General features: G+C 70.1%; 13 protein-coding genes. 12 read left to right on the top strand and 1 reads right to left on the bottom strand.

Annotation, left to right across the window (positions count from 1 at the left end):
- Window positions 1-59: 59 nt before the first annotated feature.
- Window positions 60-1,475, bottom strand: coding sequence for an FAD-binding oxidoreductase (locus AB4851_RS02715; RefSeq protein ID WP_414448330.1), 1,416 nt, complete (start codon window positions 1,473-1,475; stop codon window positions 60-62).
- Window positions 1,476-1,672: 197 nt separating this feature from the next.
- Here AB4851_RS02715 and AB4851_RS02710 point away from each other — a divergent pair, with 197 nt between their 5' ends.
- From AB4851_RS02710 to AB4851_RS02655, 12 genes are all read left to right on the top strand, one after another.
- Window positions 1,673-2,317 carry a glucose-6-phosphate isomerase gene (locus AB4851_RS02710; RefSeq protein WP_414448329.1) on the top strand — a complete coding sequence of 215 codons (645 nt, stop codon included), beginning with the start codon at window positions 1,673-1,675 and terminating at the stop codon, window positions 2,315-2,317.
- Entirely contained in the window at window positions 2,314-3,276 is a 963-nt protein-coding gene (locus AB4851_RS02705; RefSeq protein WP_414448328.1) for a shikimate dehydrogenase family protein, read from the top strand. Before AB4851_RS02710 ends, AB4851_RS02705 begins: the two co-directional genes overlap by 4 nt.
- A gap of 45 nt (window positions 3,277-3,321) precedes the next feature.
- On the top strand, window positions 3,322-4,095 hold the full coding sequence (locus tag AB4851_RS02700; RefSeq protein WP_414448327.1) for an SDR family NAD(P)-dependent oxidoreductase: 774 nt from the start codon (window positions 3,322-3,324) through the stop codon (window positions 4,093-4,095).
- 2 nt (window positions 4,096-4,097) lie between these two features.
- The gene (locus tag AB4851_RS02695) at window positions 4,098-5,042 is read left to right on the top strand and encodes an MBL fold metallo-hydrolase (RefSeq protein WP_414448326.1); all 945 of its coding nucleotides are present in this window, start codon (window positions 4,098-4,100) and stop codon (window positions 5,040-5,042) included.
- Between the two features lie 48 nt (window positions 5,043-5,090).
- Window positions 5,091-6,623 (top strand): xylulokinase, encoded by a 1,533-nt coding sequence (locus tag AB4851_RS02690; protein WP_414448325.1) that lies wholly within the window; start codon window positions 5,091-5,093, stop codon window positions 6,621-6,623.
- On the top strand, window positions 6,620-7,288 hold the full coding sequence (locus AB4851_RS02685; RefSeq protein ID WP_414448324.1) for an HAD family hydrolase: 669 nt from the start codon (window positions 6,620-6,622) through the stop codon (window positions 7,286-7,288). The genes AB4851_RS02690 and AB4851_RS02685 overlap by 4 nt, the downstream gene beginning before the upstream one ends.
- Before the next feature lie 5 nt (window positions 7,289-7,293).
- Entirely contained in the window at window positions 7,294-8,403 is a 1,110-nt protein-coding gene (locus AB4851_RS02680) for a glycerol dehydrogenase (RefSeq protein WP_414448323.1), read from the top strand.
- Window positions 8,400-9,167 (top strand): SDR family NAD(P)-dependent oxidoreductase, encoded by a 768-nt coding sequence (locus tag AB4851_RS02675; protein WP_414441078.1) that lies wholly within the window; start codon window positions 8,400-8,402, stop codon window positions 9,165-9,167. The genes AB4851_RS02680 and AB4851_RS02675 overlap by 4 nt, the downstream gene beginning before the upstream one ends.
- Before the next feature lie 112 nt (window positions 9,168-9,279).
- A complete protein-coding gene (locus AB4851_RS02670) occupies window positions 9,280-10,029 on the top strand; it encodes a hypothetical protein (RefSeq protein ID WP_414448322.1) in 750 nt (249 codons plus the stop codon).
- Window positions 10,030-11,022 (top strand): aminoglycoside phosphotransferase, encoded by a 993-nt coding sequence (locus tag AB4851_RS02665; protein WP_414448321.1) that lies wholly within the window; start codon window positions 10,030-10,032, stop codon window positions 11,020-11,022.
- A gap of 1 nt (window position 11,023) precedes the next feature.
- Window positions 11,024-11,893 carry a radical SAM protein gene (locus AB4851_RS02660; protein ID WP_414448320.1) on the top strand — a complete coding sequence of 290 codons (870 nt, stop codon included), beginning with the start codon at window positions 11,024-11,026 and terminating at the stop codon, window positions 11,891-11,893.
- A complete protein-coding gene (locus AB4851_RS02655) occupies window positions 11,890-12,957 on the top strand; it encodes an asparagine synthase-related protein (protein WP_414448319.1) in 1,068 nt (355 codons plus the stop codon). The genes AB4851_RS02660 and AB4851_RS02655 overlap by 4 nt, the downstream gene beginning before the upstream one ends.
- Window positions 12,958-12,959 lie beyond the last annotated feature (2 nt).

The following is a 12,959-nucleotide window of genomic DNA, read 5'->3' as shown; positions in this document are numbered from 1 at the left end:
GGTGTGTCACGCGAAAGGGCGGCGCGGTGCGCTCGCCCGGAAATGCGGGGCGCGGCGCGTCACGGCGCCAGCAGCTTGCCGGGGTTCAGGATGCCGCGCGGGTCGAGCGCGGCCTTCACGGCGCGCATCGCGGCCAGCTCCTCGGGGCGGCGCGACAGCGCCAGCACCTCGAGCTTCTTGGTGCCGATGCCGTGCTCGGCCGACACCGAGCCGCCGAGTTCGGCCGTCACGCCATACACCACGCGCTTGACCTCGGCCGCGGCGCTCGCCGGCCAGTCCGGCTCCTGCACCACGACGTGCAGGTTGCCGTCGCCGAGATGGCCGTAGACGAGGATGCTGGCGTTCGGCCATTGCGCGCGCAGCCGCTGCTCGCAGCGTTGCGCCGCGATGCCGACCTCGGCGATCGAGAAACTGATGTCGAACGACACGCGGCCCGGAATCAGCCGGCCGTATTCGCCGGGCGCGTCGCGGATCGCCCAGAACGCGGCGGCGTGCGCCTCGTTGGCGGCCAGCGCGGCGTCGTCCAGCGTGCCGGCTTCGAGCATCTCGCCGAGAAACGACTCGAACGCGGCGTGCTGGCTGTCGGGGTCGGCGCCGCTGCTTTCCAGCAGCACGTAGAACGCGTGCCGGCCCGCGAGCGGCGCGCGCAGTTCGGGCAGGCGCGACAGCACGAAGTCGTAATAGCCGGGCCACATCACCTCGAACGCCGACACGCCGGCCGGCAGGCGCTCCTGGGCAAGACGCAGGAGCCGGGTGACGCCGTCGTAATCGGGCACGCCGCACCAGGCGGTGGACACCGCGCGCGGCTTCGGGCGCAGTCGCAGCACCGCGCGCGTCATCACGCCGAGCGTGCCTTCGCTGCCGATCAGCAGGTTGCGCAGGTCGTAGCCGGTGTTGTTCTTGATCATCTTGCGCAGGCCGCCCACCACGCTGCCGTCGGCCAGCACCGCTTCGACGTCGAGCGCCTGCTCGCGCATCATCCCGTAGCGGATCACGCGATTGCCGCCCGCGTTGGTGCCGAGGTTGCCGCCGATGGTCGCGCTGCCGCGCGCGCCGAGATCGAGCGGAAACATGAAGCCGGCCGCCTCGGCCGCTTCCTGCACGGTTTGCAGCGGCACGCCGGCCTGCACCGTCATGGTGGCGCTGACCGGATCGATCTCCTCGATCGCGTTCATCAGTTCCAGGCTCAAGGCCACTTCCCCGCCCAGCATGCAGGCGCCGCCCGCCAGGCCGGTCAGGCCGCCCTGCGTGACCACCGGCTGGTGGTGCGCATGACAGATGCGCAGCGCGGCCGACACCTGTTCGGTGGAGCGCGGGCGCACCAGCGCGATCGGTTCGGCGCACGGCATGCGGCTGGAATCGGCGTGGCGGCGGCCGGCGAAATCGGCCGGCAGGCTCACCACGGCGGCGCCCAGCGCCTCGCGCAGCGCCGCGACCACCGTGGCGGCGCGGGCCGGATCGGGCATCTCTTGCATGAAGTCGTCTCCTGCATGTCCGGCTGGCCTGCGGGTCGAATCGCAGCCTTTCCGGGTTCGTAACGATAGTGTTGCAATCATTATATTTGCAATTCCTGGGATTTTTCCTAGTGAAAACCCGAGTGTTCGTTTGTTTCACAAACTATATCATCACGAAAACTAACGTTTCATTCGAGTTCTCAGAGGGAGAAACAGTCATGCAATGGCCCGAGCCGCGTTCGTTCGACGTGGATCTGGATACCGGCCTGATGGCCGGCACCGATTCGCACTATCAGAAACGCCTTGGCGATCTCGCCGGCCTTTATGCCGATACGGCGGCGTTCGATGCGCTGGCCGCGACGCGGGCGAGCGAGGTTGTCTACGAAGTCACCGACCACCGGCCGAATGCCGAGCCGGGCGACCTGATCACGGGTGTGACCCGCATGAGCGCGGGCAGGGTGGGCGACGAGTTCTTCATGACGCGCGGCCATATCCACGCGAACATCGACCGCCCCGAGCTGTATTTCGGGCTCAAGGGCCATGGCCTGATGCTGATGGAGGCGCCGGACGGCGAGACGCGCATCGTCGAGATCCGCGCCCATACGGTGTGCTACGTGCCGCCGCGCTGGATTCATCGCTCGGTGAACCTGGGCGACGGCGATTTCGTCATGCTGTTCTGCTATCCGGCCGATTCGGGGCAGGACTACGCGATCATCGAGCGCGCCAACGGCATGCGCCAGCGCATCGTGAGCGACGGTAACGGCGGCTGGCGCAGCGAACCCAACCCGGCCTGGCGCGCGCGCAGCGCCGAGGACATCGAGGCGCTGGTCGCGCGCCGCCATGAAACGGAGCAAGCCCGATGAGCCATTCCCCCGCCACCCGTCCGACCTTCTACTTCATCGGCGTGACCACCGGCCAGAGTTCGATCATGCGCGTGTTCCCCGAGTGGGCGCGGCATCTGGGCCTGGGCGATGTCGAGATCAAGGGCATCGATTTCCCGCTGCACGCGAGCCGCGAGGCCTACCGGGAAACCGTGCAATTCCTGCGCGACGATCCGCTGTCGCTCGGCGCGCTCGTCACCACCCACAAGATCGACCTGTACGCCGCCTGCCAGGATCTGTTCGACGAGATCGATCCGCATTCGCGGCTGATGGGCGAAACCAGTTGCCTGTCGAAGCGCGACGGCAAATTCGTCTGTCATGCGAAGGATCCGATCACCTCGGGCCTGTCGCTCGACGGTTTCCTGCCCGAGCAGCACTTCGCCCGCACCGGCGCGGAAGTGTTTTCGATGGGCGCGGGCGGCTCCACCATTGCGCTGACCTGGCATCTGATGCAGGCGAGCCGCGGCGCGAACCGGCCGTCGCGCGTGATCGTCTCGAACCGCTCGGCCGGCCGGCTGGAGGAACTGGAACGGATTCACCGCGAGCTGGATCTCGGCGTGCCGTGCGAATACGTGACCGCGCCGCGCGCCGAGGACAACGACGCCGTGCTGGCGCGGCTGTCGCCGGGCGCGCTCGTGATCAACGCCACCGGGCTGGGCAAGGACGCGCCCGGCTCGCCGCTGACCGACGCGGCCCGCTTTCCGGAGCGCGCGGTGGCCTGGGACCTGAACTATCGCGGCAAGCTGGTGTTTCTCGACCAGGCGCGCGCGCAGCAGGCGGCGCGCGGCCTGCAGGTGGAGGACGGCTGGACCTACTTCATCTACGGATGGACGCGGGTGATCGCCGAGGTGTTTCATATCGAGATCCCGACGCGCGGCCCGGCCTTCGACGACATTTGCCGGATCGCCGCGGCGGCCGGCAAGCCCGCGCCGGCCGCCTGATTTCCCGCGCCGCCCCGGCGCCCGCACTCAACTGAAGGATTGACGATGTATCTCGACAAATTCCGCCTCGACGGCAAGCTCGCCGTGGTAACCGGCGCCGCGCGCGGCATCGGCTTCGCGATTTCCGAAGCGCTGAGCCAGGCCGGCGCGCGCGTGGTGCTGACCGACATGCATCGCGGCGCGCTCGACGAGGCCGTGGCGACACTGACGGCGGCCGGCGCGCAGGTCGAGGCCGAACTGCTCGACGTGACCGACGCGGCCGGCGTGCAGCGCGTGCACGACGCGGTGATCGCCCGTCACGGGCGCGTGGACGTGCTGGTCAACAACGCCGGCATCGCGATCTCGAACCATCCGGCCGAGAACATGACCGACGAGGTGTGGGATCGCGTGATCGACGTGAACCTGAACGGCGTGTTTCGCTGCTGCCGCGCGTTCGGCAAGAGCATGCTGGCGAGCGGCGGCGGCAGCATCGTCAACGTCGGCTCGATGTCGGGCTTCGTCGTGAACCGGCCGCAGGAGCAGGCCAACTACAACGCGTCGAAGGCGGGCGTCCATCACCTGACGCGCTCGCTGGCCGCCGAATGGGGCGCGCGCGGCGTGCGCGTCAATGCGGTCGCGCCCACCTATATCGATACCGAGATGAACAAGTATGTGTACGAGGACCCGGAGATGTACCGCCACTGGGTCGGCGGCACGCCGATGAACCGGCTCGGGCGCGTGGACGAGGTTGCCTCGGTGGTGCTGTTCCTCGCCAGCGAGGCCGCGAGCCTGATGACCGGCTCGATCGTGCTCGCCGATGGCGGCTACGTGTGCTGGTAACCATGAACGCCATGCCGCTGTCGATCGACGTCGAAACCTTCGAGATGCCGCTGGCCGCGCGTCTCGCCAGGCGCGCGAGCGCCGCGTCGGACGCGTTCGCGCCCGCGCCGCCGGCCGGCGGCGTCGCGCTCTACTGGCTGGGCCAGGCCGGCTTCGTGATCGAGGGCGCGGGGCGGCGCCTGCTGATCGATCCGTATCTGTCGGATTCGCTCGCGAACAAGTATCGCGGCACGCGCTATCCGCACCGGCGCATGATGGCCGCGCCGGTCGCGCCCGACGATTTCGAGCGGGTGGACCTGGTGCTGTGCACGCACCGCCACACCGATCATATGGACCCCGACACCTTGCAGCCGCTCGCGCGGCGCTTTCCGCAGCTGCGCTTCGTGGTGCCGGCCGCCACGCTCGACGAGGCCGTCAAGCGCTGCGGCGTGGATGCCGCGCGGCTGATTCCGGTGGATGCCGGCGAGTGCGTCGAGCCGCTGGCCGGTGTGCGCGTCTCGCCGGTGCCGTCGGCGCACGAGACGCTCGACGTCGATGCGCAGGGCCGCCATCCGTGGCTCGGCTACGTGATCGAGATCGCGGGCGTGCGGCTCTATCACTCGGGCGATTGCGTGCCGTACGACGGCTTGCCGGAGCAGGTGGCCGCGCTCGCGCCGCATCTTGCGCTGCTGCCGGTCAACGGCCGCGACGACGAGCGCAGCGGCAACGGCGTGCCCGGCAATTTCACGCTGGACGAGGCCGTCTCGCTCTGCAAGGCGGCCGGCATGCGCGCGATGATCGCGCATCACCACGGCCTGTTCGATTTCAACACCATCGAGCCGGCCGCGATCGATGCGCGGATCGTCGAGGAGCAGTGCGCGCTGGCGCTGTATCGCGCCCGCACGCAGTGCGCGTGGCGGGTGCGGGCCGATGCGCCGGCGCTCCCTTCCTCGCGGCACGGTAGCTGATCGGGCGTGGCGGCCCGCCGATTCACGAAGCACAACGAACCAACGAAGATGGAGACAAGCCCTTATCTTGCGATCGATGTCGGCACCGGCAGCGTGCGCGCCGCGCTGGTGGATGCCGACGGCCGGATTCGCCGGCTCGCCGCGCGCGAGCACGAGCAGCACGTGCCGCGCTACGGCTGGGCCGAGCAGCGCCCGCTCGACTGGTGGGCCGGCGCGGTCGAGGCGATCCGCGAAGTGCTGGCGGCCGAGCCGGACGCGGCCCGCAACCTGGCCGCAATCTGCGCCTGCGGGCAGATGCACGGCACGGTGCTGATCGACGCCGACGGCCAGCTCACGCGCGATACCGCGCCGCTCTGGAACGACAAGCGCGCCGCGCCGCAGGTGGAAGCGTTTCGCGCGCGCTACCGAGGGCAGGGCGACGCGCATGCCTACCTGCCGCGCACCGCCAACCCGCCCACCGCCGCGTGGCCGGCGTTCAAGCTGCAATGGATTCGCGATCACGAGCCGGACGCCTACGCGCGTGCGGCCACCGTGTTCATGCCGAAGGATTACGTCAACTTCCGCCTGACCGGCGAGCGCGCCTGCGACTGGAGCGACGCGTCGATGATGTTCCTGATGGACCCGAAAACGCGCATGTGGTCCGCCTCGATGTTCGACGAACTCGGGCTGGACCCGCGCAAGATGCCGCCGGTGCGCGCGCCGCACGAACTGCTCGGCCAGGTGACCCAGGCCGCCGCAGCGGCCACCGGCCTGCGCGAAGGCACGCCGGTGCTGGTCGGCGCGGCCGACTACCCGGCCTCGGTGCTCGGCTCGGGGGTGTTCGAGCCGGGGCTGGCCTCGGACATCACCGGCACCTCGTCGATCATCACCGTGATCGCCGACGCGCCGATGCTGCACCCCGAGGTGTCGAACGTGGCGACCTGCGAGGGCCACTGGGGCCGCTTCACGCTGCTCGATTCGGGCGGCGACGCGATGCGCTGGGCGCGCCGCGCGTTTCATGAAAACGCGTTGTCCTACGAAGCCGTGGCGCGCAAGGCGGCCGAAGCGCCGGTGGGCGCCGAGGGGTTGTTCTTCCTGCCCTACCTGAGCGGCGAGCGCTTCGGCGAGCATCCGAATTCGCGTGCGCAATTTTTCGGCATCGCGGCCCGCCACGGGCTGTCGCATCTGCATCGCGCGGTGCTCGAAGGCGTGGCGTTCGGCGTGCGCCGGCACATGGCGATGATCCAGCCCGAAGGCGTGCGCATCGAGCGGCTGGTGGCCGCCAGCGGCGGCGCGAAGGCCGCGCTGTGGCTCGACATCAAGGCCAGCATGTATCGCACGCCGATCCTGGTGCCGGCCGAGGTCGAATGCGGCGTGATCGGCTGCGCGCTGCTGGCCGCCACCGCCTCGGGCCAGTTCGCCACGCTCGGCGACGCCGTGCGCCGCTTCGTGCGCTTCGAGCGCGAAGTGCTGCCCGACCCGCGCGCCAGCGACACCTACGACCGCATGATGCCGATCTTCGAGCGGCTCTACGCCAGCGCGCAGCAGTTCTACGACGATCTCGACGGCCTGCAGGCCGCCGCACCGGAGGGCCAGGCATGAACCTCGCGCCGCAAGCGGTTTTGTGGGACATGGACGGCACGCTCGCGCTGAGCGAGCCGCTGCATATGCGCACGCTGCTGGCCGCGCTTGCGCACCACGGCGTGCAGGCCGGCGACGAGCTGCATCCGCTGATGTTCGGGCAGACCGGCCGCGAAGTGCATCGCATCGTGCGCGAGCGGTTCGGCATCGAGGCCGGCTTCGGCGAGTGGTCGGCATTTCGGGCCGCGCGCTACGTGGCCGAAGCGCCGCAACTGGTCGAGCGCCCCGGCGCGCTCGGCGTCTGGCGCGCCGTGCAGGCGGCCGGCGTGCCGCAGGCGGTGGTGTCGAATGCGGGCCGCATGCTGCTAGAAGCGAACCTGAACGCGCTCGGCCTGCAGTCGCCCGAACTGATCAGCGTCAGCGCCAACGACGTGCGCCGCGGCAAGCCCGATCCCGAGCCGTATTTGCGCGCGGCCTATCTGCTCGACGTGCCGGCCGCCCGCGCGGTGGCGGTGGAGGACAGCCCGACCGGCGCGCAGGCGGCGCTGGCCGCCGGCATGCGCGTGCTGGGCTGGCCCGCCGATGCCGAACACGTCGCGCTGTTCCCGCCGCAAGTTCAACTGGTGCACGACGCCGCCGAGCTGGCGGCCGCGCTCGGCCTTTCCCTCGATCCTTCGACATCCTGACCATCATGCTGAAAACCAGTATTTTTCCGTCGCGCTACGTGCAGGGCGCGGGCGCGCTCGACACGCTCGACGCCGAACTCGCGCGGCTCGGCTCGCGCGCGGCCTGCCTCGTCGACCGCAACGTGGCGGCGCTGCTCGAACCGGTGCTCGCGCGCGCCGGCAACGTGGCGTTGCAGGTGCGCGCCGTGGACGCCGCCTGCACCGAGCGCGCGGTGGCCGACACGGCCGACTGGGTGCGCTCGGCCGGCGCCGATATCGTCGTGTCGTTCGGCGGCGGCAAGGTGATCGACACCGGCCGCGCCGCCGCCGACGACCTGCGCCTGCCGTTCGTCTGCGTACCCACGGTGGCCGCGTCCGACGCGCCGTGCAGCGCGCTGGCCGTGATCTACGACGACGCGGGGCGGGTGGTGCGCGACCGCTTCGTGCGCCGCAACCCGGACCTGGTGCTGCTCGATACGGCCGTGATCGTGCGCGCGCCGGCGCGCTTCTTCATCGCCGGCATCGGCGACGCGCTCGCCACGTTCTACGAAGCCGACGCCTGCCGCCGCGCCTATGCGCGCAACCTGTGCGGCGGGCGCGGCACGGCGCTGGCGTTCGAGGCCGCCCGCTTGTGTCGCGACATGCTGTTCGCGCACGCCGTGCAGGCGGTGCAGGATTGCCGCGCGCAACTCGTCACGCCCGATTTCGACGCGACGCTCGAAGCCACCGTGCTGCTGTCCGGCATCGGCTTCGAATCGGGCGGCGTGGCGGCCGCGCATGCGATTCATCACGGGCTGGCCGACCTGCCGTCGTCGCACGGCCTGCTGCATGGCGAGAAGGTGGCGGTGGGCGTGCTGGCCTCGCTGTTCCTGTCCGCCGTGCCCGACGACGAGCGGCGCCGCGTGTTCGCGTTCTGCCGCGCCGTGGGGCTGCCCACGCGCCTCGCGCAGATCAACGTCGATGCGGCCGATGATGCCGCGCTCGGCATTGCCGCCGCCCGCGCCTGCCGCAGCGGCGAAATCATCCACAACGAACCTTATCCGGTCGATTCCACGATGCTCGTCGCCGCGCTGAAAAGCATGGACCGTTACGGCGCGCGCCTGGAAGCCGACCTTCAACTGCCGAGAGCCGCATGAACCCGATCGAAACACATTCCACGCCGACCTTTCATCCGCAACTGTTCGCGGGCCGCACCGTGCTGGTGTCGGGCGCGACCAGCGGCATCGGGCTGGCCATCGCCGAAGGCTTCGCCGGGCTTGGCGCGCAGGTAATCGCCACCGGCAGTTCAGCGGCCAAGCTCGACGCGTTGCAGGCCGACCGTTCGCTGGCCGGCATCCGTTTCGCGGCGCTCGATGTACGCGACGGCGAGGCGATCGAGCGCTTCGCGGCCGGCCTTGAGACGCTCGACGTGCTGGTCAACGCGGCCGGCGTGGCGCGGCCGTTCGACGAATACCGAGACGATGTGTTCCGCGAGGTGCTCGACGTGAACCTGACCGCCGCGATGCGCTTGTCGATGGCGGCGCGTGCGCACCTGGAGCGGACCAAGGGCTGCATCATCAACATCGCCTCGATGCTCAGTTATCTGGCCGACGCCGAAGTGCCGGCCTATTGCGCGAGCAAGACCGGCATCCTCGGCCTGACGCGCTCGCTGGCCCATGCGTTCGGCGTGACGGGCGTGCGCGTCAACGCGATCGCGCCGGGCTACCACCGCACCGACATGACGCGGCCGTTGTGGGAATCGCCCACCGCCGCGCCGAAGATCGCCGCGCGCAGCGCGCTCAAGCGCTGGGGCGAGGCGGAGGACCTGGTCGGCGCGACGCTGTTCCTCGCGTCGCCGGCCGCGGCGTTCGTGACCGGGGTGACGCTGCCGGTGGATGGGGGTTATGCCAGCGGCAGTTGAGCGGGGCAGGGCGGCGAGCGGTGTTGGGGCCACCCGATTTCCCCCGACAAATAACTTCAGGTAAATTACCCACCGAACGCCCGCCCCATCCCGATCCGGAGCCGCCCTCTCCATGCAGGACCGTCCCCTTCCGCTCGACCTGTCCGGCCTGGCCCGGAGCCTGTACGCGCAGGGCACCGAGGAAAGCATCCTGGCGCGGCTGATGGAGCGGATCGCGCCGGTGCATCGCGTGTGCGTCGATATCGGCGCGAGCGACGGCCTGCGCAACAGCAACACCGCGCTGCTGCTGCGCGAGCAGGGCTGGTCGGGGCTGCTGGTGGAAGGCAGCGCGTATCGCTTCGGCAAGCTCGCCGAACACTACGCCGGCGCGCGCCATGTTCGGCTTCGCCACGACCGCGTGCAACCCGACACGGTGGACGGCCTGCTGGCCGACGCGGGCATCCCCGCCGATTTCGACCTGCTGTCGATCGACATCGACGGCAACGACTACTGGATCTGGCGCGGCTTGCGGGCCTTCAGCCCGCGCATCGTCGCGATCGAATACAACCCGTACTACGCGCCGCCCGAACGCTGGGTCATGTGCTTCAACCCCGATCACGAATGGGACGGTTCGACCTATTACGGCGCGAGCCTCGAATCGCTGTGCCATCTGGCCCGCGACAAGGGCTACGAACTCGTGTGCTGCGACGACATGGGCAACAACGCGTTCTTCGTGCGGCACGACCTGTATCCGCTGCTCGGCATCGCCAACAACGATCCGTCGGTGCTGTTCCGCCCCGCGATGTACAAGCTGCGCTACGTGGGCAACAACACGTTCCTGACCGGCCATCCGTATCGCCACGGCCCGGCCGAGCGCATCTGAATGTCGCCGCCCGCCGCCTCCTTCGACGCGATCCGCGCGGCCTATGCGCTTGGCCCGGGCGAGCCGCCGCGCCGCGTCGGCGAGCGCGTGTGGCACCTGCCGGGCGAGGGCGGCGGCTTCGCCGTCAAGTGCTACGCGGCGGCGCATCGTGCGCGCGCGGAGAAGGAAGCGGCCGTGCTCGCGCATCTCGCGGCGCACGACGATGCACGCTTTCGCATCCAGCGTCTGCGGCGCACGTCGAGCGGCGCGCCGCTCTGGTCGGACGGCGGCACGCACGCGATGCTCACGCATTGGCAAGACGGCCGGTTCCGCACCTACGACACGTTCACGCCGGCCGAATGGGCGGCGCTCGGCGCGAGCCTGGCGGCGCTGCACGGGCAACTCGACGGGCTGCGGCTACCGGCGGCGGACACGATCCGCACACGGCTCGAAGCGATCGACGCCGAGGCGGTGCGCCGCAGCCTGCACGACGCCTGCGACCAGGCCCGCCATCGTGCCGATGCCGAACCGCTGTACCGCTACGCCGACCTCGCGCGCCGCCTGCTCGACCGCTACCATCCGGGCAGCCTCGCGGCGTTCCCCGCCGACGATCCGCAGCACCCGATCCACAACGACTACAACCAGTTCAACTATCTGTTTACGCCCGCGCTGCCGCCCGTGATCCTCGACTGGGAGGCGGCGATCGGCGCGCCGCGCGAATACGAACTGGTTCGGTGTCTGAATCATTTGCCGCTGGAAGCGCCGGCGCTGGCCGAGGCGTTCGTGCTGGCCTATTTGCGCGTGCGGCCGGTGGCGGCCGAGCGCTTCGCGTGGGCCGTCGACGCCGCGTGCCTGCAACATGCGACCAAGCTCTGGGTGGTGCAGGGCTGGCTCGACGAGCCGGCGCGCTTCGCCGCGCATCTGGCCGGCGCCGTGACGATGGCCGGCGCGATGGTGGATGCGCGCGGCGCGCTCGTCGATTTCTTTTCCCGTTGTGCGCAAGCAGGGCGCTGATATGACTACCGATCCGAACCCGGCCGCCCCGGCGGGGGAGCGCAAGCATGTGTTTCCGCCGCCGATGGAGCGCCATTACCGCGTCGAGGGCGGCCGCGTGCAGACGCGCTCGCTCGAAACGCATATCGTCGATCACTGCAACCTGACCTGCGCGCAATGCTGTTCGCTGTCGCCGCTGCTGCCCGAGTGGCATGTCAGCCCGGCGTCGGTCGAGCAGGACCTGCGGATCGCCGGCAAGGTGCTGAACCCGCGCGTGTTCAAGCTGGTCGGCGGCGAGCCGCTGCTGCATCCGGAGATCGTCGAGATCGTCGGGCGCGTGCGCGACACCGGCATCGCGCCGCTCATCTCCGTCACCACCAACGGCCTGAAGCTCGGCGAGATGAGCGACGCGTTCTGGCAGGCGGTGGATGCGCTGACGATCTCGCGCTACCCGAAGCCGGCGCTGCCCGCCGCGCTGGTCGAGCATGTCGAGGCGCAGGCCGCGCGTTTCGCGGTGCGCCTGAACTGGAAGGTGCAGGACGTGTTCACGACCATGGACCGCGCGCAGCCGTCCACCGATCGCGACGAGGCGCAGCGCGTGTATCGCGATTGCTGGATTCGCGAGCGCTGCCATATGATTCGCGACGGCATGTTCTACACCTGCACGCGGCCCGCGCATTTTCATACGCTTTATCGGGGTACGAAGGATTTCCAGGCCGACGGCCTGCCGCTGCGCGACGGCCCCGGCATGCTCGACGCGCTGCTGGCCTACCTGCAGCGCGAAGCGCCGCTCGAAGCCTGCCTGCATTGCCAGGGCGGCAGCGCGCCGGTCGCGCCGCATCGCATCCTGAAACGCATCGAAGTGGACACCTTGAAGGCTCGCTACCCATGATCGTCGGCACGCGTGACGCATTCGGCTTCCAGCGCCTGCATTACCACCCGCGCAGCGGCGCGTCGGCCGGCACGATCCGCGCCACGTTGCAGGCCGCCGCGCATGCCGGCCAGCCCGCAGCCGGCGCGCCCGACGCGGCGGCCATCGCCGGTTACCTGAGCGGCGCGCGCCTGGCCGGCCGCACCGTGTTGCGCGACGTGCTGGCCGTGCCGCCGGGCCATGCGCTGTTGCGCACGCCACAGGGGCTGGCGGTGCAGCCCGCGAGCGAGCCGGCCCGGCCCGCGAACCTCGACGCGGTGCTGCGCGCCTCGCTGCAACGCGCGCTCGACAGCGGCAAGCGCGTCGCGCTGGCGCTGAGCGGCGGGCTCGACTCGGCGCTGCTGCTGGCCTTGCTGCGCGAGTTGGGCGCGCACCGGCAGGTGAGGTCCTACATCCTCGCCACCGACATGCCCGATTACTGCGAACTCGATGCCGCGCTCGAACTGGCCGCGCAGATGCAGGCCGACGTGAAGATCGTGCGCGTGAGCGAGGCCGATTTCGTGGCCGCGTTGCCGCGCACCACGCAGGCGGTGGAAGAGCCGATGTTCAACCTGCATCCGGTCGCCAAGCTGTTGCTGGCCGAGGCGATGGCGGCCGACGGCATCGAGCTGGCGATCACCGGCGACGGCGCCGATCAGGTGCTGCGGCGCGATCGTTCGGCGAACTATCTACCGCTGTGCCACGCGCTGTTCGATGCGGCGGGCGTGGAACTGGTGCCTCCGTTCGTCGACGACGCGGTGGTCGCGCACCTGACCAGCTTCGAGCCGGACCCGGACAAACAGTGCCTGCGCGAACTGGGGGGCCGCCTGGCGCTGCCGGCGCGCCTGGTGACAGGCCCGAAGCGCGGCCGTCTTGCGCCGGCAATGGACCTGTCGGCCTGGCTCGATCCAAACCGCACGCAAGCGCTGGCCGCCTCGCTCGGCCTGCCCGCGCCCGCGCTGGCTGCCGATACCGAGCGCGTGCTGTGGACCACGCTCGCGCTGATCCTCGATCATCTCGATGCTTCGTCGCATCGTTCCACCTGAAC

This window comes from Burkholderia sp. 22PA0099 (assembly GCF_047497165.1).
Classification (GTDB): Bacteria; Pseudomonadota; Gammaproteobacteria; order Burkholderiales; family Burkholderiaceae; genus Burkholderia.
This window is presented reverse-complemented; position numbering and strand designations above follow the sequence as displayed.